The organism is Streptomyces durocortorensis, from assembly GCF_031760065.1.
In the GTDB taxonomy this organism is placed as follows: domain Bacteria; phylum Actinomycetota; class Actinomycetes; order Streptomycetales; family Streptomycetaceae; genus Streptomyces.
This window is the reverse complement of sequence record NZ_CP134500.1, coordinates 1,454,663-1,477,662: the sequence shown is the minus strand read 5'-3', so window position 1 is coordinate 1,477,662 and position 23,000 is coordinate 1,454,663. Positions and strand designations below refer to the sequence as shown.

The window sequence follows — 23,000 nt, the reverse complement described above, 5'->3', positions numbered from 1 at the left end:
ACCGCCGACCGTTCCCTAACAAGTGTTTGGTAGGTTAACGTACGGCCCAGGCACCGTCGAGAAGTCGCGGGGAGAGAGGCCATGAGCGCACCGCAGTACCTGCCGGGACACGGACTGCTGACCGGCCGAACCGCCGTCGTCACCGCCGCCGCCGGAGCCGGGATCGGCGGCGCGACCGCCCGCCGCTTCCTGGAGGAGGGCGCCCGCGTGGTGATCAGCGACGCTCACGCCCGACGGCTGAAGGAGAGCGCGGACGCCCTCGCCGAGGAGTTCGGCACCGACCACGTCTCCGCCCTGACCTGCGACGTCACCGACGAGGACCAGGTGGGGGCCCTCTTCGCACACGCCGAACGCGTCCACGGCGGCCTCGACGTCGTCGTCAACAACGCGGGACTCGGCGGCACCGCCGAGCTCACCGAGATGACCGACGACCAGTGGACGAAGATCCTCGACGTCACCCTGAACGGCACCTTCCGCTGCACCCGCGCCGCCCTCCGCTCCCTCAAGGCCGCCGGGAGAGGGGGAGCCGTCGTCAACAACGCCTCCGTCGTCGGCTGGCGCGCCCAGCGCGGCCAGGCCCACTACGCCGCCGCCAAGGCGGGCGTCATGGCCCTCACCCGCTGCGCCGCCGTCGAGGCCGCCGACTACGGGGTCCGCGTCAACGCCGTCGCCCCCAGTCTCGCCATGCACCCCCACCTGGCCAAGGTCACCTCCGCCGAACTCCTCGCCGAACTCACCGGGAAGGAGGCCTTCGGCCGGTACGCGGAACCGTGGGAGGTCGCCAACGTGATCGTCTTCCTCGCCAGCGGCTACTCCTCGTACATGACCGGCGAGGTCGTCCCCGTCAGCAGCCAGCATGCGTGAGGAGAGCGGCGGCGGGCGGACAATGGCCGGGTGCCTACCAAGAAGAAGCCCCAGGTGACCCCCACGCCCGAGCGGCGTCGCGAACTGCTCGCCACCGCCGCCGAGGTCTTCGCCGCCCAGGGATACAACGCCACCACAGTGCGCCGCATCGCGGACGAGGCGGGCATGCTCGCGGGCAGCCTCTACTACCACTTCGACTCCAAGGAGTCGATGCTCGACGAGATCCTCGCCACCTTCCTCGACGAGCTCTGGCAGGGCTACGACGCGGTCCTGGCGGCCGGGCTCGGCCCCCGCGAGACCATCGAGGCCCTGGTCACCGAGTCCTTCCGGGAGATCGACCGGCACCGCCCCGCCGTCGCGATCTACCAGAAGGAGTCCAAGCACCTCGCCACCCAGCCGCGCTTCGCCTACCTCGCCGACTCGCAGACCAGGTTCGAGAAGGCCTGGCTCGGCACCCTGGAACGCGGTGTCGCCGAAGGCGTCTTCCGCGACGACCTCGACATCCGCCTCACCTACCGCTTCGTCCGCGACACCGTCTGGGTCGCGGCCTCCTGGTACCGGCCCGGCGGACACCACAGCCCCGAGGAGATCGCCCGCCAGTACCTCTCGATGGTGCTCGACGGGATCGCCCCGCGTACGTAACCCCCGCCCGTTCACCCCGAGCGCATCGAGGAGCAGCAGCCATGGCCGAGGCCTACATCGTCGAAGCGGTACGCACCCCCGTCGGGCGGCGCGGGGGAGGCCTCGGGGCCGTCCACCCCGCCGACCTCGGCGCGCATGTGCTGAAGGAGCTGATCGCCCGCGCGGCCGTCGACCCGGCGGCCGTGGAGGACGTCGTCTTCGGCTGCCTGGACACCGTCGGGCCGCAGGCCGGGGACATCGCCCGTACGTCATGGCTCGCCGCCGGGCTGCCCGAGGAGGTGCCCGGCGTCACCATCGACCGGCAGTGCGGCTCCTCCCAGCAGGCCGTCCACTTCGCCGCCCAGGGGGTCCTCTCCGGCACCCAGGACCTCGTCGTCGCGGGCGGCACGCAGAACATGACCCAGATCCCCATCGCGTTCGCCTCCCGCCAGGCCGCCGAACCCCTCGGCCTCACGCAGGGGCCCTACGCGGGCAGCGAGGGCTGGCGCGCCCGCTACGGCGACGCCCCCGTCAACCAGTTCCACGGAGCCCAGCTCATCGCGGAGAAGTGGGGCATCGGCCGCCGGGACATGGAGGAGTTCGCGCTCACCTCCCACCGGCGCGCGGTCCGCGCCATCGACGAGGGCCGCTTCGCCCGCGAGACCGTCGCCCACGGGGACGTCACCGTGGACGAGGGGCCGCGCCGCGACACCACCCTGGAGAAAATGGCCGGACTGCGCCCCGTCGTGGAGGGCGGCACCATCACCGCCGCCTGCTCCTCCCAGGTCTCCGACGGCGCCGCCGCCCTGCTCATCGCCTCGGAGCGGGCCGTGGCCGAACACGGCCTCACCCCCCGCGCCCGCATCCACCACCTGTCCGTACGGGGCGAGGATCCGATCCGGATGCTCTCGGCCCCGATCCCCGCCACCGCGTACGCACTCAAGAAGACCGGCCTCACCATCGACGCCATCGACCTCGTCGAGATCAACGAGGCCTTCGCACCGGTCGTGCTCGCCTGGCTGAAAGAGACCGGCGCGGACCCGGAGCGGGTCAACGTCAACGGCGGCGCCATCGCGCTCGGACACCCGCTGGGTGCCACCGGCGCCAGACTGATGACGACACTCCTGCACGAACTGGAACGCACCGGCGGCCGCTACGGCCTCCAGACCATGTGCGAGGGCGGCGGGCAGGCCAACGTCACCATCGTCGAACGGCTCTGAACACCCTGCGGTGTGATCCACCGCCGCGGGGGAGGACGTGCTAAGGTGTTTCCCGTTGCAGTTTTGGTACCCATGAACTTTATGTGCGCCTGACGGGAATGCTTCCTCAGGCGCTTTATTGTTTTCCGGCTTTCTCCGGATGGGGCTCAATGCGGCGACTTGGAATCCGTAAAGTGCGGATTTCCGGCACTGCACCTCTTTTAGGAGAATGACATGGCTACTGGAACCGTGAAGTGGTTCAACTCGGAAAAGGGCTTCGGCTTCATCGAGCAGGACGGCGGCGGCGCCGACGTCTTCGCCCACTACTCCAACATCGCCACCTCGGGCTTCCGTGAGCTCCAGGAGGGCCAGAAGGTCTCCTTCGACGTCACGCAGGGCCAGAAGGGCCCGCAGGCGGAGAACATCGTCCCGGCCTAATTGCCGGACGCGTACCTCGCTGACCGGGGCCCGCACCGTGAAGGTGCGGGCCCCGGTTTGTGCTGTCCGAGCAACAAACCGTTCTGTGCGCACATCCTGGGGGCGCACCACGGACGGCCGGGCCGGCACATCGCAGTAAACCCATTCGGCAGTTGCCCAGGAATCCCCCAGGAGGGCAATTCCGTATGACCAGCTCCGAACGCCAGGACCGCACCCCCCGCTCCCGTCCGGCCCGTGGCCGAGGCCGCGGCCAGGGCGGGGCAGCCCAGTCGCCGTCGAACGGCCGGGGCGGCGCACCCCGCTCCAAGGTCCAGGGCTCCAAGGCTCCGGCCCGCCGCAAGGCCGCCGTCGCACCGCCCGCCGAGTTCGCCCTGCCCGAGACGGTGACTCCCGCACTGCCGTCCGTCGACGCCTTCGCCGACCTGGACATGCCCGCCGCGCTGCTGAAGACCCTCGCCGCGCAGGGCGTCACCGAGCCGTTCCCGATCCAGGGCGCGACCCTGCCGAACTCGCTGGCCGGCCGGGACATCCTCGGCCGCGGCCGCACCGGCTCCGGCAAGACCCTCGCCTTCGGCCTGGCGCTGCTGGCCCGCACCGCCGGACGCCGCAGCGAGCCGCGCGCCCCGCTCGCCATGGTCCTCGTCCCCACGCGTGAGCTGGCCCAGCAGGTCACCGACGCGCTGACCCCGTACGCGACCTCCGTGAACCTGCGGCTCGCCACCGTCGTCGGCGGCATGTCGATCACCAAGCAGTCCGCCACCCTGCGGCGCGGCGCCGAAGTCCTCGTCGCCACCCCCGGCCGGCTCAAGGACCTCATCGAGCGCGGCGACTGCCGCCTGGACGAGGTCTCCATCACCGTCCTCGACGAGGCCGACCAGATGGCCGACATGGGCTTCATGCCGCAGGTCGTCGCCCTGCTCAAGCAGGTCGAGGCGGACGGCCAGCGGATGCTGTTCTCCGCGACCCTCGACAAGAACATCGACCGGCTCGTCAAGATGTTCCTCACCGACCCGGTCGTGCACTCCGTCGACCCGTCCGCCGGTGCGGTCACCACGATGGAGCACCACGTGCTCCACGTCCTGGACGAGACCGACAAGAAGGCCGTCGCCACGAAGATCGCCGCCCGTGAGGGCCGGGTGATCATGTTCGTCGACACCAAGCGCGCCGCCGACCGCTTCGCCAAGCGGCTGCTCGCCAGCGGTGTCCGGGCGGCCGCCCTGCACGGCGGGCGCTCCCAGCCGCAGCGCAACCGGACCCTGGACCAGTTCAAGAACGGCCAGGTCACCGCGCTCGTCGCGACGAACGTCGCCGCCCGCGGCATCCACGTCGACGACCTGGACCTGGTCGTCAACGTGGACCCGCCGACCGACCACAAGGACTACCTCCACCGCGGCGGGCGCACGGCGCGCGCCGGGGAGTCCGGCAGCGTCGTCACGCTCGTGCTGCCCGAGGAGAAGCGCGAGATGACCCGGCTGATGCAGGACGCGGGCATCGCGCCGCGCACCACCCGGGTCACCTCCAGCGACGCCGAGCTGTCCCGGATCACGGGAGCGCGGGAGCCTTCGGGCGTCGCGATCGTGATCGAGGTCCCGCAGCCGACCCCGCCGAAGCAGCGGACCCGCTCGGGCGGTCCGGCGGGCTCCGGCGGGGGCGCGGTGCGCTCCGGGAGCCGGGGGCGGGGACGGCGCGGGGCCGGTTCCGGTGGTGCCGGTGGCGGCGCCCAGGGCGGGGGCGCGGGCCGTTCCGGCGGCGTCGCGCGTTCCGGTGGGGAGTCCCGGGGTACGGGCCGCTCCGGCGCGCCTTCGCGGGGGCGCCGGGCCGCGTAGGGCACCGGCCCGGGCCTGTCCGGCGACTGAGGACCGGGGGCCGGGGCGGAGCCCCGAAGGCCCCGGTCCGGTCGCCGGGCACGGCGGGTGCCCTCAAGCGCCGGACGGGCCTGCGACGGCCCCCCGGTCGTCGGGCGGGGGATCGACGGGGGTGCCCTCGGCGCCGGACGGGCCGGGGGCGGCCGTCCGGTCCTGGGGATGCCGGTGTGCTGCGTACGGGTCGAGCAGGGCCGCCAGGGCCTCGTCCGCCTCCGCCATGATCCGGGCCACCAGCTCCGCCACGCTCGGCAGATCCTCGATCAGGGCCGCCACCTGGCCCGACGCCATGATGCCGGCGTCCGTCCGGCCGTCCACCATGGCCGACCGCAGCAGCATCGGCGTGTTCGCCGCCAGCAGCACCTGGCTCCAGCTCAGGTCCTTGCCGTGCCGCATCGCCAGCCCGTCCCGCACCATGCGCGGCAGGCTCAGCCCGGAGATCCGGCGGAAGTGCGACGCCCGGCGCACCGCCTGCGACAGCGAGCGCAGCCGGCCCGCGCTCTCCAGCGCGGCAACCATCTCCGTACGGAGCATCCGGTGCGGGAGCCCGTCCACGGCGCTCGTCAGGGTGATGTCCTTGACCGTGGCCGCCAGATAGCGGGCCTTCACCGCGTCCGGGACCGTCGAGTCCGAGGTCAGCAGGAACCGGGTCCCCATCGCCACGCCCGCCGCCCCGTACGCCAGCGCCGCGACCAGGCCGCGCCCGTCGTGGAAGCCGCCCGCCGCGACCACCGGGATGTCCACCGCGTCGACCACCTGCGGCAGCAGCACCGTGGTGGCGACCTCTCCCGTGTGGCCGCCGCCCTCCCCGCCCTGCACGATCACCGCGTCCGCGCCCCAGGCCGCCACCTTCTCCGCGTGCCGCCGGGCGCCCACCGACGGGACGACGACCACGCCCGCGTCCTTCAGCTCCGCGATGAGCTCCCGCGACGGGGCGAGCGCGAACGACGCCACCCGTACGCCCTCCTCGACGATGATCCGCACCCGCTCCCGCGCGTCCCCCGCGTCCGCCCGCAGGTTCACCCCGAACGGGGCGTCGGTCCGGGACCTCACCTCCCGTACGGCAGAACGCAGTTGCTCGGGTGACATGGTCGCGGAGGCCAGGATGCCGAGCGCCCCGGCGCGCCCGGTCGCGGTGACCAGGCGGGGGCCCGACACCCAGCCCATCCCGGTCTGGACGATCGGGTGGCGGACGCCGGTGAGGTCGGTCAGGGCGGTGCGCATCAGGCCCGGACCTCGCGGTCGCGGGTGCCCGAGGGGTCGATGACCTCGCGGATCAGGCGGAGCTCGGCCGGGGAGGGGGACCGGGTGCGAGGGACGTCGTCGGGGACCGTCAGTGTGAAGGCCGTCGCCTCGCGGACCTGGTCCACCGTGACGCCCGGGTGGACCGAGACCAGCCGCATCGAGCGGTCGGGGGTCGCGAAGTCGAAGACCCCGAGATCGCTGACGACCCGGGGGATGCGGTGGAAACGGGTGGCCGAGGGGCCCGCCGCCGCGGCCCGGTCGTAGCCGACTCCGCAGACCATGTCTACGCGTTCGACGAAGACCCGCCGGGAGTGCCGCGGCACCCAGTAGCTCACCGGGTTGTTCAGGGTGTTGACGGGGGCGCCGCGTACGCCGAGCAACTGGCGGGAGGGCCGTTCCCAGTCGCCGATGCAGGAGATGTTCTGGTTGCCGAACCGGTCGATCTGGCTCGCGCCCATCATCACGTGCCGCCGCCCGCCGGTGACCAGGGTGAGGTGCCTGCGGTAGGGGAGCCAGCCCTCGGCCGCGCCGTCCGGGCCGACGATCGTCGCCTCACCGTCCGTGAGCAGCAGTTCGGGGGCGAAGGTGAGGCGGGCCAGCCGTGCGCCGACGGACGGCACCGCGCCCATCGGGCTGGCCAGCACCTCGCCGTCGCCGCGCCAGGCCTCCGCGCAGGCGATCACGCAGTGCTCGGCGCGGGTGGGGTTCCCGGAGACGGGTGCGGGTGCGTTCACTGCTGCTCCTCGTGCCAGGTGCGGACCGCTTCTCGGTAGCTCTTCTCGTCGCCGTCCGGGGGCAGGAAGCGCGCGCTGAACTCCGCCCAGGCGGCGGGGGCCGCCGCCGCGGCCGCGTACGCCCGCTGGAACGGCTCGTCGCGCGGGTGGTCGGGGACGCACGAGGTGAAGTGCGCCCCGCCCGGCGTCTCCACGACCCCTGTGACCGAGTGCCGCCCCACCAGCAGGGTCTGCGGGGAGCGGTCTCCGTCACCCGTCAGCTCCGCTGTGCCGACGAGGCGTTCGCAGGAGACGAACGCGGTGTCGGCGGCCTCGCAGAACAGATCGTCGAAGTACGGGTCGGGGCCCAGGTACTGGGCGTTGCCGAGGCGGTCCGCCCGGTTGAGGTGGACCAGTGCCGCGTCCATCCGCAGGGCGGGCATCGCGACGAACTCCTCGCCGTCCTCGTACGGTGAAGTCACCGTCCGCAGCTCGGGGTTGACCCGCATGACGTCCGATCCGATGCCTGCCCGCACCGGCAGGAAGGGCAGCCGGTTCGCCGCCGCGTGCAGCCCCCACATGAACATCGCCTCGTCGATCTCCGTCAGCGCGAAGGCCCCGCGCTGCCTGGCGGCCCGGTAGTGCGGCTCCAGCGGGATCGAGTCGAGCGTCACGAACGCTGTGACCAGCCGGCGGATCCGGCCCGCGGCGGCGAGCAGCCCGACGTCCGGGCCGCCGTAGGAGATCACCGTGAGATCGGTGACGGGGGACCGGAGCAGCGCCCGGACCAGGGCCATCGGCTTGCGGCGCGACCCCCAGCCGCCGATGCCGACCGTCATGCCGCTGCTGAGCCGGGCGACGGCCTCCTCGGGCGTCATGGTCTTGTCGCGCGCCGGGGGCACCGTGCTCATGGTTCAGGCCTCCTTGCCGAAGGTGTCGCGGACCCGGGCGGCGGTCCCGGCGAGGTTCGCTTCAAAGGTGAATCCCTGCTCGAAGCGGTAGCTGCGCTGTACGTCGACGGGGTCGATGCCGTTGAGGGCAGCTTTGGCCAGGCGCAGCAGATGGCCGTCCTTGGCGGCGATCTCCGCCGCCAACTCCAGTGCGGAGTCCAGGAGTTCCGAGGCCGGCACCACACGCCAGACCGAGCCGTGAGTGAGGAGCTCGGCGGCCGTGACCGTGCGCGAGGTGTAGTACAGCGTCCGCATCAGGTGCTGCGGGACCAGCCGGGCCAGGTGCGTCGCGGCGCCGAGCGCGCCCCGGTCCAGCTCGGGCAGACCGAAGACGGCGTCCTCGCTCGCCACGATCGCGTCGGCGTTCCCGACGAGCCCGATGCCGCCGCCCAGGCAGAAGCCCTGTACCGCGGCGACGACCGGGACCTCGCACGCGTACACCGCCGCGAACGCCTCGGCGCAGCCCCGGTTGGCGCCGATCAGGGCGCTGTGCCCCGGGTCGCGCCGCAGCTCCTTGATGTCGACGCCCGCGTTGAAGCCGTGCCCGGCGGCGGCCAGGACGACGCAGCGCACCTCCGGATCGCGGCCCGCCGCCCGTACGGCGTCGGCCAGGTCGTACCAGCCCTGTACGGGAAGCGCGTTGACGGGCGGGCGGTCGACGGTGACGACGCGGACGCCGTCGGCGGGGTGCGCGGTGGAGACAGTCATCGGAGGATCAGCTACCTTTCCACCAAACATTTGTTAGGTGGACGGTAGCAGTCACGCCCCCGCCCGCCAACCGGTCCCACTTCCACGGGAGATGAGATGACCGCACCCACTGCTGCCGGACTCTGCGCGGGCCGGGTCGTCGCCGTCACGGGCGCCGGGCGCGGCCTCGGCCGGGCCCACGCGCTCGCCTTCGCCGCCGAGGGGGCCCGCGTCGTCGTCAACGACCTGGGTGTCGGGCCGGGCGGGGACGGAGGTTCCGGCGGCCCGGCCCGGGAGGTCGTCGAGGAGATCGTGGCGGCGGGCGGCGAGGCCGTCGTCCACGGCGGCGACATCGCCACCACCGAGGGCGCCTCCTCCCTGGTCACCACCGCCCTGGGAGCCTTCGGGCGGCTCGACACCCTGGTCAACAACGCGGGCTTCCTGCGCGACCGGATGCTCGTCAACCTGGACGAGGACGACTGGGACGCGGTGACGCGGGTCCACCTCAAGGGCCACTTCCTGCCCCTGAAACACGCCGCCGCCCACTGGCGGGCCGAGGCCAAGGCCGGGCGGACGCCGATGGCCCGGGTGATCAACACCAGCTCCGGCGCGGGGCTCCTCGGCAGCGTCGGCCAGGGCAACTACGCGGCCGCCAAGGCGGGCATCGTGGCCCTCACCCTCGTCGCGGCGGCCGAACTGGGCCGGTACGGAGTCCACGTCAACGCCCTCGCCCCGGCTGCCCGGACCCGGATGACCGAGCAGACCTTCGCCGGGACGATGGCGGCCCCGGGGGAGGGGCGGTTCGACGCGATGGCCCCCGAGAACGTCTCGCCCCTCGTCGTCTGGCTCGGCTCCGCCGCGAGCGACGGCGTCACCGGCCGCGTCTTCGAGGCCGAGGCGGGCCGCATCACCCTCATGGAGGGCTGGCGCCCGGGCCCAGGCGACGACCGGGGAGCCCGCAGGACCCCGGCCGAGGCGGGGGAGACGGTACGCCGGCTGCTGGCGGGCGCGGAGAAGCCGCAGCCGGTGTACGGGGCTCCGTAGCCGGTCCGTGCGGTGCGCCGGAAACCCGCTTGCACCGGAAACCCGCTTGCGCGGGCGTTCCGGCACCCGGTATCCAGCAGAGGGCACGCGCGGAGCGCACCCGACCACAGGAACGATGGCAGGAACGACGAGAGGAACACGGCACCGACCCGATGAACGAGTTCTGCTGGATGGACCTTCAGGCCCGAGATCCGGACGATCCGGACGCCGTCGCCGCCCGGGCCTGTGAACACGGCGGTGATCTCGTCAGCGGCTCCGAAGGCCTGACGCTGCCGCGGAGCCCGGAGGGGCTGGCTTTCCGTATCCAGCGCTCCCAGGCGTCCCAGGCCTTCCTGGAGACCGACCGGCTCGTGCTGCGGCCGTTCACGGCCGCCGACGCCCCCGACCTGCTCGCGCTCGACAACGACCCCGAGGTCATGCGCTACATCAACGGCGGCCGCCCCACGAGCCGCGAGGACATCCAGGAACGCACCCTGCCCCGGCTCCTGCACGACCACCCGTGCACCGGGACCCGCGGATTCTGGGCCGCCGAGGAGAAGACCACCGGCGCGTTCCTCGGCTGGTTCGAACTCCGGCCGCTGGACGACCACGACCCCGCCGTCGTCGAACTCGGCTACCGGCTGAACAGGGCCGCCTGGGGCCGTGGTTACGCCACCGAGGGCGCGCGGGCCCTGGTGCGCAAGGGGTTCACCGACCTCGGGGCGCAACGCGTGACCGCCAACACCATGGCCGTCAACGCGGGGTCCCGCCGGGTGATGGAGAAGGCCGGGCTGGCCTTCCTCCGCTCCTACACCGAGGACTGGCCGGATGCCATCGAGGGCTCGGAGCACGGAGAGGTGGAGTACGGACTCACCCGGGAGGCGTGGCAGCGGGAGGAGTAGGGGCTGCCGTCACCATTCCTCCAGCAGCGCCGCGATCTCCTCGTGCCCCGTGTGCTGGTCGGCTCCCGCCGACGGCGCCCCGTCCCGGAGCAGCTCCACCGTCACGGTCTCCTCGCCGTCCCTCCGCTCACGCCGCACCACCGCGTCGAGCCCGGTGCCGTACGTCTCCTCCAGGCGCCGCAGCAACTCCCGTTCTGGATCGAGCCCGGCCAGCCGCCGCGCCTCGGCCAGCGCGAGGGCCACCACGGGCTCCTGGCCCGGCGCCCCCGCGCCGTGCGTGAGCAGCGCCCGTACCGTCCGTACCGATCCGCGCCGCGCCGCCAGGACGAGCATCGACTCCCCCTGCGGGCCGGGCAGCAGCGGGTCCGCGCCCCGGGAGAGCAGCAGCTCCACCGTCGGGGCGTGGCCCAGGCCGACCGCCCAGCGCAGCGCCGTGAAGCCGAACGCCTCGCGCAGGTCCGGCCGGGCCCCGGCGGACAGCAACGCCTCCACCACCTTGGTGTGACCGCCGCACGCCGCCCCGCACAGCGGCAGATCGCTCGCCCCGGGTCCGCTCGCCCGGTCGGGGTCGGCCCCGGCCGCGAGCAGCAGGCGCACCGTCCCCGGGCGATCGTGGACCGATGCCAGATAGAGCGCGGTCGTGCCCTCCTCGTCGCTCGACTCGGCCCGCGCACCGGCGCGCAGCGCCCGTACGACCGCGTTCTCGTCCTCGTACAGCGCGTCGAACAGGCTTGGTTCGTCCCTGATCGGCTCGTTCGTCATGCTTCGACCCTACGGTGGGCCGGCGACGACGCCCGAGGTCAGGTGTCGCACTCCAGGCGCGTACGGCACAGCCCGCAGCGTGCGCTGACCCGGCCCCGGACGGGAAGCCGGATGCGCTGGTGGCAGGTGGGGCAGGGGAAGGAGACGCGCAGCCCCTCGCCGCCGGTCTCGAAGGCGTACGGAACGTTCAGGTCCGGGCCGGCGCCGGGGTGGTCCTGGGCGTAGCGCCGGTCCTTGGCGTAGCGGCGGCGGCCCGCCCAGCCCGCGGCGGCCAGCGGGGGTCTGCGCAGGTCGTGCAGGGCCCGCTCCCGCCCCTTGGTGTACGCGGTGTACGCCTGCGGGCTGGTGAACCACGGAGAGGGGTCCTCGCCGAACGCGAACGCCCGCTTGGCCAGGACGTATCCGTACTCCTCCGGGGTCAGGTAGCCGAGCTTCTGGCGGGAGGTGGCGTCCTCCCGGAAGGCGTCCAGCAGCAGCCAGCCCGCGCCGAGGTAGGCCGTCGTCGTGTCGGTCAGGATCTCGTTGGCGCGGGTGCCGGGGAACTCCAGGCCGAGCCGGTGCAGCAGTACATGGGTGATCTCGTGCGCGAGCGCCGCGCCGACGTCCCTGCGGTGGGTGCGGAAGCGGTCGTTGAGCTCGATGAAGTACTCGGGGCCCGCGGTCAGTTCGACGCTCGCCGCGTGCTCCATCGTCCGGAAGCCGACGATCATGCGGGCGTCGGGCAGGCGGAGGTGCTGGACCAGGGCGCGCGCCACCCGCTGGGCGCCCAGATGCAGATCGTCCTCGTCGCCGAAGGCGGCGTCGGCGGGGGCGAGGCTGGTGGCGTAGGCGTGGACGCCGTCCCGGGAGAGCCGCCGGTAGAGGGCGGTGATGGCGGAGCGGACCGTGTCCAGGTGCGGAAAGCCGCGGACGACCGGTGCGCCCGGAGGGCCGTTCGCCACGTCGAAACCCCCATCCTCCGTGACGTTCGGACGTTCAACGGACCTCCACTGTAGGCCGGGGCGCCGGAAGGGGCCGGAATCCGCAGCGGCGGAGGGGAGGAACCCGCCGTCACGGCCTGGCCGAAAAGTGCGCCTTGTGGGGGTGGTGGCGATTTCCCGATAATCGGATCGCCTTGACGGGTGCATGACTAGTACGTCGACGTGCCCTGTCGTGGTTCCCACAGCGAACCCCCCACGAAAGTAGGCAGCCCGTGAAGCAGCTCCTGCGTGCGCTGAAGAGATGTTCCGTAGCCGTCGCCACCGTCGCGATCGCGGTCGTCGGCCTCCAGCCCGTCACCGCGTCCGCCGCCCCCAACCCCGTCGTCGGCGGAACCCGCGCCGCCCAGGGCGAGTTCCCGTTCATGGTCCGGCTCTCCATGGGCTGCGGCGGCGCCCTCTACGCCCAGGACATCGTCCTCACCGCCGCCCACTGCGTGAGCCGATCGGGCAACAACACCTCGATCACCGCCACCGGCGGCGTCGTCGACCTCCGGTCGCCCAACGCCGTCAAGGTCCGGTCCACCAAGGTCCTGCGGGCCCCCGGCTACAACGGCGTCGGAAAGGACTGGGCGCTCATCAAGCTCGCCCGGCCCATCAACCAGCCCACTCTGAAGATCGCCACCATCACCGCCTACAACCAGGGCACCTTCACCGTCGCGGGCTGGGGTGCCAACCGCGAGGGCGGCAGCCAGCAGCGCCACCTGCTCAAGGCCAACGTCCCGTTCGTCTCCGACGCCGCCTGCCGCGCCGCCTACGGCAACGAACTCGTCGCGGCCGAGGAGATCTGCGCCGGATACCCCGACACCGGCGGCGTCGACACCTGCCAGGGCGACTCCGGCGGCCCCATGTTCCGCAAGGACAACGCGGGTGAGTGGATCCAGGTCGGCATCGTCAGCTGGGGCTACGGCTGCGCCCGGCCCGGCTACCCGGGGGTCTACGCCGAGGTCTCGACCTTCGCGTCCGCCATCGCCTCCGCGGCCGCCTTGCTCTGACACCCGTGAGTGATCACGGCTGAACCACCCCGGGGGTGCCCGTCCGCACGGGCGCCCCCGGACCCAGCTCGGCCCACGGCTCGCCCGCACCCTCCAGCTCCAGCACCCACACCTCGTTGACGCCCTCGCGGAGCACCGGCCCGGGGACGTACAGGGTTCGCTGCGGGCCCGCCGACCAGTACCGGCCCAGGCAGAAGCCGTTCACCCACGCGAATCCGCGCGTCCAGCCCGGCAGCTCGAACCCCGCGTGATCCACGCCCGCGATGCCCCCGATACCGTCGCCGATCACGAACGTCCCCCGGAACAGCCCCGTCCGCCCCGCACCACCGGCCCCGTCACCGGCACCGGACAGGCCAGCGGCCCCGCCGGCCGCCCCCACCGGGCGGAACGGGACCGCCGCCACCGCGTCCGCGTCCCCGAAGGCGTCCAGCCGCAGCGCCCGGGCCCGTACCCCGTGCAGATACTGCCGCTCGTGCAGTACCCCGCCCGTGACACCCTTCGCCTCGCCCAGCCTCGGCCCGTAGTTGACCCGGCCCAGCGACTCCACCCACAACTCGACCTCCGCCGGGCCCGCCACCGGCTCCGGCAGCGTGCCGCTCTCCTCGGACAGCACCCCGGCCCGGACCCCGTCCACATACACCACCGCCCGGTCCCGCAGCCCCACCGCACGCAGCGGATACGGAACACGCGGCCCCGGCACCGCCACCCGGTAGCGCACCAGCCCCCGGTCCACGCCCAGCTCCTCGAAGGTCGGCGGCACCCCGGACTCCGGCCACTCCGGATCACCCAGCGCCTCCAGTACGCCCCCGAGCGGCGCCCACCGGTCCAGCTCCGCCCGCACCGGCCCCGCGAGCCCCACCGGCTCCGGCGGCAGCGCGGGCAACGGGCCCTCGGCGTAGCCCTCCAGGACCTCCCGGAACAGCCGGAACTTCTCCGTCGCCCGCCCGTACTCATCGACGGGCGCGTCGTAGTCGTACGACGTCACCGTCGGCTCGAACGCCCCGTCCTGAAGCGGACCGGACCGGTTCGCCCCCGCCCAGCCCGCGAAGTTCGTCCCGCCGTGCGCCATGTAGATGTTCACCGACGCCCCGCACTCCAGGATCTCCCGCAGCGCGTCGGCCGCCCGCACGGCGTCCCGTACGACGGGCTCGGACCCCCAGTGGTCGAACCAGCCGCACCAGAACTCCATGCACATCAACGGCCCCTTCGGCTGATGACGGCGCAGCACCGCGAAGCCCTCCCGCGCACCGGAACCGAAGTTCGCCGTCGCCAGCAGCCCGGGCACCGACCCGCCCGTCAGCATGTGGTCCTCGGGCCCGTCCGAGGTGAACAGCGGAACGGTCACCCCGCACTCCCGCAGCAGCCCCGCCAACCACTCCAGATACACCGCGTCGCAACCGTAGCTTCCGTACTCGTTCTCGGCCTGCACCAGGACCACCGGGCCGCCGCGGCCGATCTCCCGCTCCACCACCTGCGGCAGCAGCACCCGGAACCACCGCTCCACCACCGCCCGGTACTCCGCGTCCCGCGTCCGCACCCGCCGCCCGAACCGGCCCGTCACCCAGACCGGCAGCCCGCCGTTCTCCCACTCGGCACAGATGTACGGGCCCGGCCGCACGATCGCCCACAGCCCGGCCCGCCGCACCGCGTCCAGGAACCGGCCGAGCGCCCCCACATCCCGCAGGTCGCCCTCGCGCGGCTCGTGCAGATTCCACGGGACGTATGTTTCCACGCAGTTCAGCCCCATCGCCGCCAGCATCCCGAGCCGGTGCTCCCACTGCGCCTCGTGCACCCGGAAGTAGTGCAGGGCGCCCGACAGCAGCCGTACGGGCTTCCCGTCGAGCCGGAAGTGGTCGTCCCCCACGGTGAAGTCCGTCATCGCGCTCGTGCTCTCCTGCTCTCCCGTCCCCGGGAGGCCCCGGGTGAATTGGTCCGACCACCTTCACCTCTGGCGCGCACCGGGTCCATGGACAAAGATCGCTGCTGGTTGGACGCAGCGAACCGCCCGGGAGAGGAAGGCCGCGATGTACCACACCTGGATGCGCTTCTTCACGCCGAGCCCGCTCCACCACCGCCTCGGCCTCGCCTGCCTCGGCGTCGGCCTCCAGCACGGCGCGCTGCCCACCGTCGGACCGCGCACCCTGGACCACCACGTCGCCGTGATCGTCAACTCCGGCACCGGGTGGTTCAAGGGCCCCGACGGTCGCCGCACCCCCGTCACCGGACCCAGCCTCATCTGGCTCACTCCCGGCACCCCCCACCACTACGGCGCGGACCCCGGCACCGGCTGGGACGAGAGCTTCGTCGACTTCACCGGGCCCGCCACCGCCACCTACACCGAACTCGGCTACATCGAGCCCGACCGCCCCCTGGTCCCCCTCTCCGACACAGCCGCCCCCCGCGCCGCCGTCGGCCGCATCGTGCGCGCCGCCCGCCGCGGCAACCCCCTCCTGGAGGTCGAGACCGGGGCCGCCGTCCACGAACTCCTCGTCTCCCTGCGCCGCGTCCGCGCCGACATCGGGCCCGACGGCGACCCGGTGCTCCAGGCGCTGGCCCGCGACGCGTTCCAGCCGCTCACGGTCGCCGAGCACGCCGCCCGGCACGGCATGACCCCCGCCGAACTGCGTACCGCCGTACGGCGCGGAGCCGGGTGCAGCCCCAAGGACTACCTGCTGGGCATCCGCCTCGGCCGGGCCAAGGAGCTTCTCGCCGCCACCGACCTCCCCGTCGCCGCCGTCGCCCGCCGCGTCGGCTACGACGACCCCGCTTACTTCTCCCGCCTCTTCGCCCGCCGCGTCGGCACGGCCCCCGTCCGTTTCCGTGAACAGCAGGGCCGCAGCGTGCCGGGCGGCTGGAGCGACCGGGTGCCCGACCCGGACGACCCGCCGACGATCGGGCCGTGAACCCGGGCGTCTAAGCTCGCTCACCATGAGCACGAGCGAGATCGACGCGTCCGTACAGGCCGAGCTGAACCGGCTGCGCGAGAGCATCGACAACATCGACGCCGCCGTCGTCCACATGCTGGCCGAGCGCTTCAAGGCCACACAGCAGGTCGGCCGCCTCAAAGCGGACCACCGGCTGCCGCCCGCCGACCCCGCCCGGGAAACCCGCCAGATCGCCCGCCTGCGGCAGCTGGCGCAGAGCGCGAACCTGGACCCGGCGTTCGCCGAGAAGCTGCTGAACTTCATCATCGCCGAGGTGATCCGCCACCACGAGCGCATCGCCGAAGAGGCCGAGAACGGCGGGGCGGAGAAGAGCGGGGCGGAGAAGAGCGAGGTGGCGAAGAGCGAGGTGGCGAACGGCTGAGCACAGACGGACCGCCCCCCCCCCGGACCCCCGGACTGCCACCCGGACCGCTACCCACCCCGCTGGCGGCGCCCCCCTGGACCGCTACCGGTACCGCCGCAGCCCCACCCACCCCGCCAGCCACGCGCCGAGCACCGCCCCCAGGACCGGCCCCAGCAGGTACACCCACAGCCGCCCGGCGTCCCCGGCCAGCAGCGCCGGGCCGAACTGCCGGGCGGGGTTCGCCGATCCGCCGCTCAACGGACCCAGCACCGCGACGACCAGGGCCACCACCAGACCCACCGCGTACGGCAGAAGTCTTCGCCCGCCCGGAGACCCGAGGAGCACGGCGAGCAGCAGCGTGAACCCGGCGAGGACTCCCGCCTCGGCCGCCAGGATGGCGGCGCCGCCCCACGCCGGATCCGCCCGCACCGAGGCGTGACGGACCGGCGGCAGTACCGCCGCCGGCCCCCATACCAGCCCGCCCAGCCACGCCCCGAGCACCGACCCGGCCAGCTGTCCCACGGCGTACGGGACGACGTCACGGCCCGGGAAGGCCCCGAGCCGCCACAGCGCGAGCGTGACGGCCGGGTTCAGATGGCCTCCCGAGCGCCGCCCGGGCGGGGACGTCAGCAGCAGGACGAGCACGGTCCCGACGACGCAGCCCAGCACGGCCGGGTGGGCGACCGGGGCCGCCGGGTCCGGACCGACGAGCCACCGCACGCTCGACACGATGAGGAACAGCAGCAGCGCGGTCAGCGCGAACTCGCAGACGGCCCGCGGCAGAAGGGGATCGTACGATGGCTGCGGCGCCGGGCGGCCGTCCGAGGGCGGCGGAACAACCGGAACCAGCGGAACGATCTCGACAACCGGAACCGGAACCGGAACGGTCTGAATCACAGGAACCGGCGGAACCGGCGGAACCGGCGGAACCGGCGGAATGATCGGACCGTGCGCAGGCGTGAGCGTCATGAGGAACAACCCCGGTACTCGATGTGCCGCGCCGAGGAGATGGTACGCGCAACAGCCCCCCGGGGGTATCCGCCCGCCCCCGTTCCGCCCGGCCCGCCCGCCCCCGCTCCGCCCGTCCGCCGAGGGAGAACCCCGCTGCGCCCGCCGTACCCCGTACGGCAGCATGGGGCGCATGTCCGTACTGACGCGCGACGAAGCGCAGACCCGAGCCCAGATCCTCGACGTGGAGCGGTACACGATCGCCCTCGACCTCACCACCGGTGAGGAGACCTTCGACTCCCGCACCGCCATCCGGTTCACCGCCCGCGCGGCCGGAGACACCTTCGTCGAGGTCAAGCCCGCCACCCTGCGCTCGGTCAGCCTCGACGGACAGCCCCTGGACCCCGCCCTCCTCGACGGCAACCGCTACCCGCTCACCGGCCTCGCCGCAGGCCCCCACGAGCTGCACATCGACGCCACCATGAGCTACTCGCGCACCGGCGAGGGCATGCACCGCTTCACCGACCCCACCGACGGCGAGACTTACCTCTACACCCAGCTGTTCATGGAGGACGTCCAGCGGGTCTTCGCCGCGTTCGACCAGCCCGACCTCAAGTCCGTCTTCGCCATCGACGTGACCGCCCCCGAGGGCTGGACCGTCCTCGGCAACGGGGTCGCCGAGCACACGGGGGAGGGCCGCTGGTCCATCGCCCCCACCCCTCTCATCTCCACCTACCTCGTCGCCGTCGCCGCGGGCCCCTGGCACTCGGTCACCACCGAGCACGCCGGACTGCCCTTCGGCATCCACTGCCGCCGCTCCCTCGCGCCGTACCTGGACGCCGACGCCGACGAGATCCTCGACATCACCCGCGCCTGCTACGACCGCTTCCACGAGAAGTTCGACGAGCCCTACCCCTTCGACTCCTACGACCAGGCCTTCGTCCCCGAGTTCAACGCGGGCGCCATGGAGAACCCCGGACTCGTCACCTTCCGCGACGAGTTCGTCTACCGCTCCGCCGTCACCGACACCGAGCGCCAGACCCGGGCCATGGTCATCGCGCACGAGATGGCCCACATGTGGTTCGGCGACCTCGTCACCCTTGCCTGGTGGGACGACATCTGGCTGAACGAGTCCTTCGCCGAGTACATGGGCTACCAGACGCTCACCGAGATCGCCCTTCCCCGAGCTCTCAACTCCGTCCGAGCAGGGGAGACCCCATTCCCCGACACCTGGGTCGACTTCGGCGTCGCCCGCAAGGGCTGGGGCTACGACGCCGACCAGCGGCCCTCCACGCACCCCGTCGCGCCCGACCCCGACGCCGTCCCCGACACCGCGTCCGCGCTCCTCAACTTCGACGGCATCAGCTACGCCAAGGGCGCCTCCGCCCTGCGCCAACTCGTCGCCTGGCTCGGGGAGAAGGACTTCCTCACGGGCATCAACACCCACTTCGCCCGGCACAAGTTCTCCAACGCCACCCTCGCGGACTTCATCGACAACCTGGCCTCCGCCACCGACCGCGACGTCCACGCCTGGGCCGAGCAGTGGCTGCGCACCACAGGCATCGACACGTTGACCGCGGAGGTGGCCGACGGCACCGCGCCCGCCGCCCCCGCCGCCCCCGCCGGTTCTGGCGGTTCTGCCGGTCCCGCCGGGAACGGTCAGGGCCATGGGCAGGGCAACGGCCAGTCCTGGGCCCTCACCGTCACCCGGGACGGCAGCCGCCCCCACCGCATCGCCGTCTCCACCTTCGACCACGCCCTCAACACCCAGGCGGGCCCCGGCCACCTCGCCCCGCGCGACCGCTTCGAGATCGACGTACCCGGTGACGGGACGCCCACGGTCCGCCCCGGCCGCCGCCCCGCCCTCGTCGTCCTCAACGACGGCGACCTCACCTACGCCAAGGTCCGCCTCGACGCCGCCTCCTGGGACACCGTCCTGACCGACCTCTCCGCCATTCCCGACGCCCTCACCCGGGCCGTCGTCTGGAACACCGCCCGCGACATGGTCCGCGACGGCGACCTGGCCCCCGCCACCTACCTCGCGACCGCCCGCACCCACCTCCCGTACGAGAGCGATCTCGCCCTCGTCCAGGGCGTCCTGTCCTTCGCCGCAGGGCAGATCGCCGCCCGCTACGTCGCCCCCGAGGACCGCCCCTCCGCCCTCGCCACCCTCACCGGCCTCTGCCGCGACCTCATCCGCCGCACCGAGGACGGGTCCCACCCCGGCCTGCGCCTCATCGCCGTACGCCACTTCATCGACGCCGCAGCCCAGCCCGACACCCTCCAGAGCTGGTTGGAGGAGGACACCGTCCACGGCGGACCCGAGCTCGACCCCGAGCTGCGCTGGCGCATCCTCACCCGCCTCGCCGTCCTCGGCGCCACCGACGAGGCCGCCATCGCCGCCGCGCTCGCGGCTGACCCCAGCGCCACCGGCCGCGAAGGCGCCGCCCGCTGCCGGGCCGCGCTGCCCACACCCGAGGCCAAGGCCACCGCCTGGGACGCCCTGTTCACCGACGACACCCTGTCCAACTACCTCTTCACCGCCACGGCCCAAGGCTTCTGGCAGCCCGGACAGGAAGACCTCCTGACCGCGTACGTGCCCCGCTTCTACCCGGACGCCATCGCCCTCGCCGCCCGCCGGGGCCCCGCCATCGCCGAGGCCGCCGGACGCCACGCATTCCCCGCGTACGCCGTCGACCCCGACAGCCTCGCCACCGGCACCCGCGCCCTGGAGGACCCCGCCCTCACCCCGGCCCTCCGCCGCAAGCTCGTCGACCAGCTCGACGACCTGCGCCGCGCCCTGGCCGTACGGACATCGACCGCCGACTGACCCGACGCACCGACGCACCTTCACGTACGGCTGTGGTGGCGTGGACCGGTCCACGCCACCACAGCCGTAAAGGATCACCGCGGCGGCGGTACGCGGCCGGGTCTCAGTCGCCGCCGTCCGGTGTGCCGTTCTCCCGGCCGCCCGTCGCCCGCAGATCGGCGAGCAGCTCCGCCTGGCCCGCCAGCACCCCGGACAGGATCGTCCGTGCGACCCGCAGCAGTTCCGCCACCTCCGGGTCGGCCAGCGTGTAGTGGACGGCCGAGCCCTCCCGCCGGGCCGTCACGAGACCGGCCCGGCGCAACACGGCCAGCTGCTGCGAAAGATGGGCAGCCTCGATCCCCACCTCGCCCAGCATCTCCGAGACCGCGTGATCGCGTTCGCTGAGCAGTTCGAGGACCCTGATCCGGACCGGGTGTCCCAGCGTCTTGAAGAACTCCGCCTTCAAGCGGTACAGCGGCGTACTCACCGGCGCCCCGTTCCGCGCGCCGGAAACCCGCCGCACCGCAGCTGACCAGAACTCTTCTCCATGGGTTCATCCTCGCGCCTTCGTCCCACGAGGATGAACCCGGGGACCGGCCGGGTCAGGCCTTCTTCAGGAACTCGGTCTTCAGCACGAGCCCCTTGACCTTCTTGGTGTTGCACTCGATCTCACCGGCGCGCCCCGTGAGCCGGATGTTCTTCACGAGCGTGCCGCGCTTGAGCGTCTCCGACGTGCCCTTCACCTTCAGGTCCTTGACCGTGGTCACGGAGTCACCGTCCGCCAGCACGGTCCCGTTGCTGTCCTTCACGACGATGTCGCTCATGGTGCGTTCCTGCCCTTCTCCACCCTGTGCAGCTCTTGCACCGGGACATCTCTCGACGCCGGACGCGAACCGTCGCGGGCAGCCGCCGCCAGGCGGTCCCGGGCCCCGGTGAACGCCTCGGACGCGGTGGCGTACTCCCGGCCCTCCCGCCGCAGCAGGTCCAGCGCCCCGACGGACTCCAGCACCCGCCGCTGCCCGGGGCGGATACCGGAGGCCAGCACGGTGATGCCGCGCCGGTTCAGCCCGTGCACGGTGTCCTTCAGCGCCAGAGCACCGGTGGCGTCGACCGTCGTCACCCGGCACATGCGCAGGATCACCACGCGGACGCCGGAGAGCTCGGCGAGCTCGGAGAGTTCCAGCAAGGAACGGTGCGCCCCCGCGAAGAACAAAGGCCCCTCGATCCGGTACGCCACGATGTGCTCGGCGAGCTTCTCGACACCGGGCGAGGTCGCCGGTACCGTCGGCCCACCCACGGCGTTCACCGCATCGCGTGCATCGCGTGCATCGCGTGCATCGCGTGCATCGCGTGCATCGCGTGCATCGCGAGCGTCGTTCGCGTCGCCCTCGTAGCGCGCGTGCTCGCCGTAGTCCGAACCGTCGCGCGGATCCATCCGGTCCAGCCGCACCTCGCCCGCCACCGCACGCAGGGCCAGGACCCCCGCCACCGCCAGCCCGATGACGACCGCGAGCACCAGATCCAGCACCAGCGTCGCGACCGCCGTCAGCACCAGCACCACCGCGTCCGAACGCGTCGCCCGCGCCATCGCCCGCAGAGCCCCCACCTCGACCATCCGGACCGCCGTGGCCAGCAGCACCCCGGCCAGCGCGGCCAGCGGGATCCGGGACACCAGCGGAGCCGCCGCGAAGACGATCACCGCCAGTACGGCCGCATGCGTCAGCGCCGCCAGCCGGGAGGCCGCACCGCTACGGACATTGACCGCCGTCCGCGCGATGGCGGCCGTCGCGGGCACCCCGCCGAACAGCGGGGCGGCCAGATTCGCGATGCCCTGCCCGAACAGCTCCCGGTCCGGGTCGTGCTTCTGCCCGGTCGTCATGCCGTCCGCCACGGTTGCCGACAACAGGGACTCCAGCGCCGCCAGGGCCGCGACCGCGACCGCCGGGGCCAGCAGCGAGCCCACCGCCGACAGATCCAGGAACCCGAGCGAGGGGGCGGGGAGCCCGGCGGGCAGCGCCCCGATCGGTGTCGCCCCCTCCAGGCGGAACAGCTGCGCCGACAGCGTCGCGACGACCACCGCGACCACCGAGAACGGAACACCGGGGAAGCGGCGCGCCCCCACGAGCATCAGCCCCGCCACCCCGACGGTGATCGAGAGGGCAGCCCAGTTCGGGTCGGCGGCGAACTCCCCGAGCGCCCGCCACGCCACCACCAGCACCTTGTCACCTTCCGGCGGGGCCACTCCGAGGGCGTTCGGAACCTGCTGGAGAGCGATGACGCACGCGATACCGAACGTGAACCCCTCGACCACCGGCGCCGGGACGTACCGCATCGACCGGCCCGCCCGCAGCAGCGCCAGCACGATCAGCAGGGCCCCCGCCATCAGCCCCACGGTCAGCACCCCGCCAGGACCGTACTCGGCGACGATCGGCACCAGGACCACCGTCATCGCCCCGGTCGGCCCCGACACCTGAAGGTTCGACCCGCCGAACAGCGCCGCCAGCGCACCCGCCACCACGGCCGTCGCGAGCCCGGCCTCCGCGCCCAGCCCGGACGCCACCCCGAAGCCGAGGGCGAGGGGCAGTGCCACGATCGCCACCGTCAGACCGGCGAGCAGATCGCGACGCGGGTCACGGGTCATGGCCACGAAGTCCGCCCGCACCGGAAGCAATGAGCGCACCCGGTCCCGATTCCGGGCCGGATGCAGGGGGACCGAC

General features: G+C 73.0%; 22 protein-coding genes. 11 read left to right on the top strand and 11 right to left on the bottom strand.

All coding sequences use genetic code 11. The features are described 5' to 3' along the window. Positions 1-81: 81 nt before the first annotated feature. The 5 genes from RI138_RS06500 to RI138_RS06480 all read left to right on the top strand — a co-directional run bounded on the left by RI138_RS06500 (position 82) and on the right by RI138_RS06480 (position 4,948). Positions 82-864, top strand: a complete 783-nt coding sequence (locus RI138_RS06500) for an SDR family oxidoreductase (RefSeq protein WP_311119130.1) — start codon at positions 82-84, stop codon at positions 862-864. A gap of 30 nt (positions 865-894) precedes the next feature. Next, positions 895-1,506, top strand: coding sequence for a TetR/AcrR family transcriptional regulator (locus RI138_RS06495; protein WP_179500309.1), 612 nt, complete (start codon positions 895-897; stop codon positions 1,504-1,506). 41 nt (positions 1,507-1,547) lie between these two features. Beyond that, positions 1,548-2,705, top strand: a complete 1,158-nt coding sequence (locus RI138_RS06490) for an acetyl-CoA C-acetyltransferase (RefSeq protein ID WP_311119129.1) — start codon at positions 1,548-1,550, stop codon at positions 2,703-2,705. A 213-nt stretch (positions 2,706-2,918) separates the two neighbouring features. Continuing rightward, entirely contained in the window at positions 2,919-3,122 is a 204-nt protein-coding gene (locus RI138_RS06485; protein WP_003969786.1) for a cold-shock protein, read from the top strand. Positions 3,123-3,307: 185 nt separating this feature from the next. After that, positions 3,308-4,948 (top strand): DEAD/DEAH box helicase, encoded by a 1,641-nt coding sequence (locus RI138_RS06480; protein WP_311119128.1) that lies wholly within the window; start codon positions 3,308-3,310, stop codon positions 4,946-4,948. 93 nt (positions 4,949-5,041) lie between these two features. Here the strand turns inward: RI138_RS06480 and RI138_RS06475 are convergent, their stop codons facing one another. From RI138_RS06475 to RI138_RS06460, 4 genes are read right to left on the bottom strand one after another with little or no spacing between them, the layout of a single operon-like run. Next, positions 5,042-6,208: an NAD(P)H-dependent flavin oxidoreductase gene (locus RI138_RS06475; RefSeq protein WP_311119127.1), complete on the bottom strand. Its 1,167-nt coding sequence runs from the start codon at positions 6,206-6,208 to the stop codon at positions 5,042-5,044. Next, entirely contained in the window at positions 6,208-6,963 is a 756-nt protein-coding gene (locus RI138_RS06470; protein ID WP_311119126.1) for a CoA-transferase subunit beta, read from the bottom strand. The genes RI138_RS06475 and RI138_RS06470 overlap by 1 nt, the downstream gene beginning before the upstream one ends. Continuing rightward, the gene (locus RI138_RS06465) at positions 6,960-7,853 is read right to left on the bottom strand and encodes a CoA transferase subunit A (protein ID WP_311119125.1); all 894 of its coding nucleotides are present in this window, start codon (positions 7,851-7,853) and stop codon (positions 6,960-6,962) included. Before RI138_RS06465 ends, RI138_RS06470 begins: the two co-directional genes overlap by 4 nt. A 3-nt stretch (positions 7,854-7,856) precedes the next feature. Next, positions 7,857-8,600: an enoyl-CoA hydratase family protein gene (locus RI138_RS06460; RefSeq protein WP_311119124.1), complete on the bottom strand. Its 744-nt coding sequence runs from the start codon at positions 8,598-8,600 to the stop codon at positions 7,857-7,859. Between the two features lie 96 nt (positions 8,601-8,696). Here RI138_RS06460 and RI138_RS06455 point away from each other — a divergent pair, with 96 nt between their 5' ends. Both RI138_RS06455 and RI138_RS06450 read left to right on the top strand, forming a co-directional pair. Next, positions 8,697-9,623, top strand: coding sequence for an SDR family oxidoreductase (locus tag RI138_RS06455; protein WP_311119123.1), 927 nt, complete (start codon positions 8,697-8,699; stop codon positions 9,621-9,623). A 302-nt stretch (positions 9,624-9,925) separates the two neighbouring features. After that, entirely contained in the window at positions 9,926-10,504 is a 579-nt protein-coding gene (locus tag RI138_RS06450; protein WP_311122812.1) for a GNAT family N-acetyltransferase, read from the top strand. Positions 10,505-10,513: 9 nt separating this feature from the next. Here RI138_RS06450 and RI138_RS06445 read toward each other — a convergent pair whose 3' ends face one another. Both RI138_RS06445 and RI138_RS06440 read right to left on the bottom strand, forming a co-directional pair. Next, positions 10,514-11,266 carry an ankyrin repeat domain-containing protein gene (locus tag RI138_RS06445; protein ID WP_311119122.1) on the bottom strand — a complete coding sequence of 251 codons (753 nt, stop codon included), beginning with the start codon at positions 11,264-11,266 and terminating at the stop codon, positions 10,514-10,516. Between the two features lie 38 nt (positions 11,267-11,304). Continuing rightward, positions 11,305-12,207 (bottom strand): hypothetical protein, encoded by a 903-nt coding sequence (locus RI138_RS06440; protein WP_311119121.1) that lies wholly within the window; start codon positions 12,205-12,207, stop codon positions 11,305-11,307. A 251-nt stretch (positions 12,208-12,458) separates the two neighbouring features. Between RI138_RS06440 and RI138_RS06435 the strand changes: the two genes are divergently transcribed. After that, positions 12,459-13,238, top strand: coding sequence for a serine protease (locus tag RI138_RS06435; protein WP_311119120.1), 780 nt, complete (start codon positions 12,459-12,461; stop codon positions 13,236-13,238). Positions 13,239-13,251: 13 nt separating this feature from the next. Here the strand turns inward: RI138_RS06435 and RI138_RS06430 are convergent, their stop codons facing one another. Further along, on the bottom strand, positions 13,252-15,117 hold the full coding sequence (locus RI138_RS06430) for a glycoside hydrolase family 35 protein (protein WP_311119119.1): 1,866 nt from the start codon (positions 15,115-15,117) through the stop codon (positions 13,252-13,254). Between the two features lie 145 nt (positions 15,118-15,262). On the opposite strand from RI138_RS06430, the gene RI138_RS06425 reads away from it, so the two are divergent. Both RI138_RS06425 and RI138_RS06420 read left to right on the top strand, forming a co-directional pair. Further along, positions 15,263-16,141: an AraC family transcriptional regulator gene (locus tag RI138_RS06425; protein ID WP_311119118.1), complete on the top strand. Its 879-nt coding sequence runs from the start codon at positions 15,263-15,265 to the stop codon at positions 16,139-16,141. Between the two features lie 25 nt (positions 16,142-16,166). Next, entirely contained in the window at positions 16,167-16,544 is a 378-nt protein-coding gene (locus tag RI138_RS06420; protein WP_311119117.1) for a chorismate mutase, read from the top strand. 84 nt (positions 16,545-16,628) lie between these two features. Here RI138_RS06420 and RI138_RS06415 read toward each other — a convergent pair whose 3' ends face one another. Continuing rightward, entirely contained in the window at positions 16,629-17,423 is a 795-nt protein-coding gene (locus tag RI138_RS06415; RefSeq protein WP_311119116.1) for an MIP/aquaporin family protein, read from the bottom strand. A gap of 244 nt (positions 17,424-17,667) precedes the next feature. Between RI138_RS06415 and pepN the strand changes: the two genes are divergently transcribed. Further along, positions 17,668-20,304: an aminopeptidase N gene (gene pepN / locus RI138_RS06410; protein ID WP_311119115.1), complete on the top strand. Its 2,637-nt coding sequence runs from the start codon at positions 17,668-17,670 to the stop codon at positions 20,302-20,304. Between the two features lie 103 nt (positions 20,305-20,407). Here the strand turns inward: pepN and RI138_RS06405 are convergent, their stop codons facing one another. The 3 genes from RI138_RS06405 to RI138_RS06395 all read right to left on the bottom strand — a co-directional run bounded on the left by RI138_RS06405 (position 20,408) and on the right by RI138_RS06395 (position 22,924). After that, on the bottom strand, positions 20,408-20,770 hold the full coding sequence (locus RI138_RS06405) for an ArsR/SmtB family transcription factor (RefSeq protein ID WP_311119114.1): 363 nt from the start codon (positions 20,768-20,770) through the stop codon (positions 20,408-20,410). A 115-nt stretch (positions 20,771-20,885) separates the two neighbouring features. Continuing rightward, positions 20,886-21,107 carry an alkylphosphonate utilization protein gene (locus RI138_RS06400; RefSeq protein ID WP_030079631.1) on the bottom strand — a complete coding sequence of 74 codons (222 nt, stop codon included), beginning with the start codon at positions 21,105-21,107 and terminating at the stop codon, positions 20,886-20,888. Then, the gene (locus tag RI138_RS06395) at positions 21,104-22,924 is read right to left on the bottom strand and encodes a SulP family inorganic anion transporter (protein WP_311122811.1); all 1,821 of its coding nucleotides are present in this window, start codon (positions 22,922-22,924) and stop codon (positions 21,104-21,106) included. Before RI138_RS06395 ends, RI138_RS06400 begins: the two co-directional genes overlap by 4 nt. Positions 22,925-23,000: the final 76 nt, after the last annotated feature.

Excerpts from the sequence above, each read along its gene's own strand:
- RI138_RS06500 (WP_311119130.1), top strand. The coding sequence starts at position 82 with ATGAGCGCACCGCAGTACCTGCCGGGACACGGACTGCTGACCGGCCGA.
- RI138_RS06490 (WP_311119129.1), top strand. The coding sequence starts at position 1,548 with ATGGCCGAGGCCTACATCGTCGAAGCGGTACGCACCCCCGTCGGGCGG.
- RI138_RS06485 (WP_003969786.1), top strand. The coding sequence starts at position 2,919 with ATGGCTACTGGAACCGTGAAGTGGTTCAACTCGGAAAAGGGCTTCGGC.
- RI138_RS06480 (WP_311119128.1), top strand. The coding sequence starts at position 3,308 with ATGACCAGCTCCGAACGCCAGGACCGCACCCCCCGCTCCCGTCCGGCC.
- RI138_RS06475 (WP_311119127.1), bottom strand. The coding sequence starts at position 6,208 with ATGCGCACCGCCCTGACCGACCTCACCGGCGTCCGCCACCCGATCGTC.
- RI138_RS06465 (WP_311119125.1), bottom strand. The coding sequence starts at position 7,853 with ATGAGCACGGTGCCCCCGGCGCGCGACAAGACCATGACGCCCGAGGAG.
- RI138_RS06460 (WP_311119124.1), bottom strand. The coding sequence starts at position 8,600 with ATGACTGTCTCCACCGCGCACCCCGCCGACGGCGTCCGCGTCGTCACC.
- RI138_RS06455 (WP_311119123.1), top strand. The coding sequence starts at position 8,697 with ATGACCGCACCCACTGCTGCCGGACTCTGCGCGGGCCGGGTCGTCGCC.
- RI138_RS06445 (WP_311119122.1), bottom strand. The coding sequence starts at position 11,266 with ATGACGAACGAGCCGATCAGGGACGAACCAAGCCTGTTCGACGCGCTG.
- RI138_RS06430 (WP_311119119.1), bottom strand. The coding sequence starts at position 15,117 with ATGACGGACTTCACCGTGGGGGACGACCACTTCCGGCTCGACGGGAAG.
- RI138_RS06425 (WP_311119118.1), top strand. The coding sequence starts at position 15,263 with ATGTACCACACCTGGATGCGCTTCTTCACGCCGAGCCCGCTCCACCAC.
- RI138_RS06420 (WP_311119117.1), top strand. The coding sequence starts at position 16,167 with ATGAGCACGAGCGAGATCGACGCGTCCGTACAGGCCGAGCTGAACCGG.
- pepN (WP_311119115.1), top strand. The coding sequence starts at position 17,668 with ATGTCCGTACTGACGCGCGACGAAGCGCAGACCCGAGCCCAGATCCTC.
- RI138_RS06400 (WP_030079631.1), bottom strand. The coding sequence starts at position 21,107 with ATGAGCGACATCGTCGTGAAGGACAGCAACGGGACCGTGCTGGCGGAC.
- RI138_RS06395 (WP_311122811.1), bottom strand. The coding sequence starts at position 22,924 with ATGACCCGTGACCCGCGTCGCGATCTGCTCGCCGGTCTGACGGTGGCG.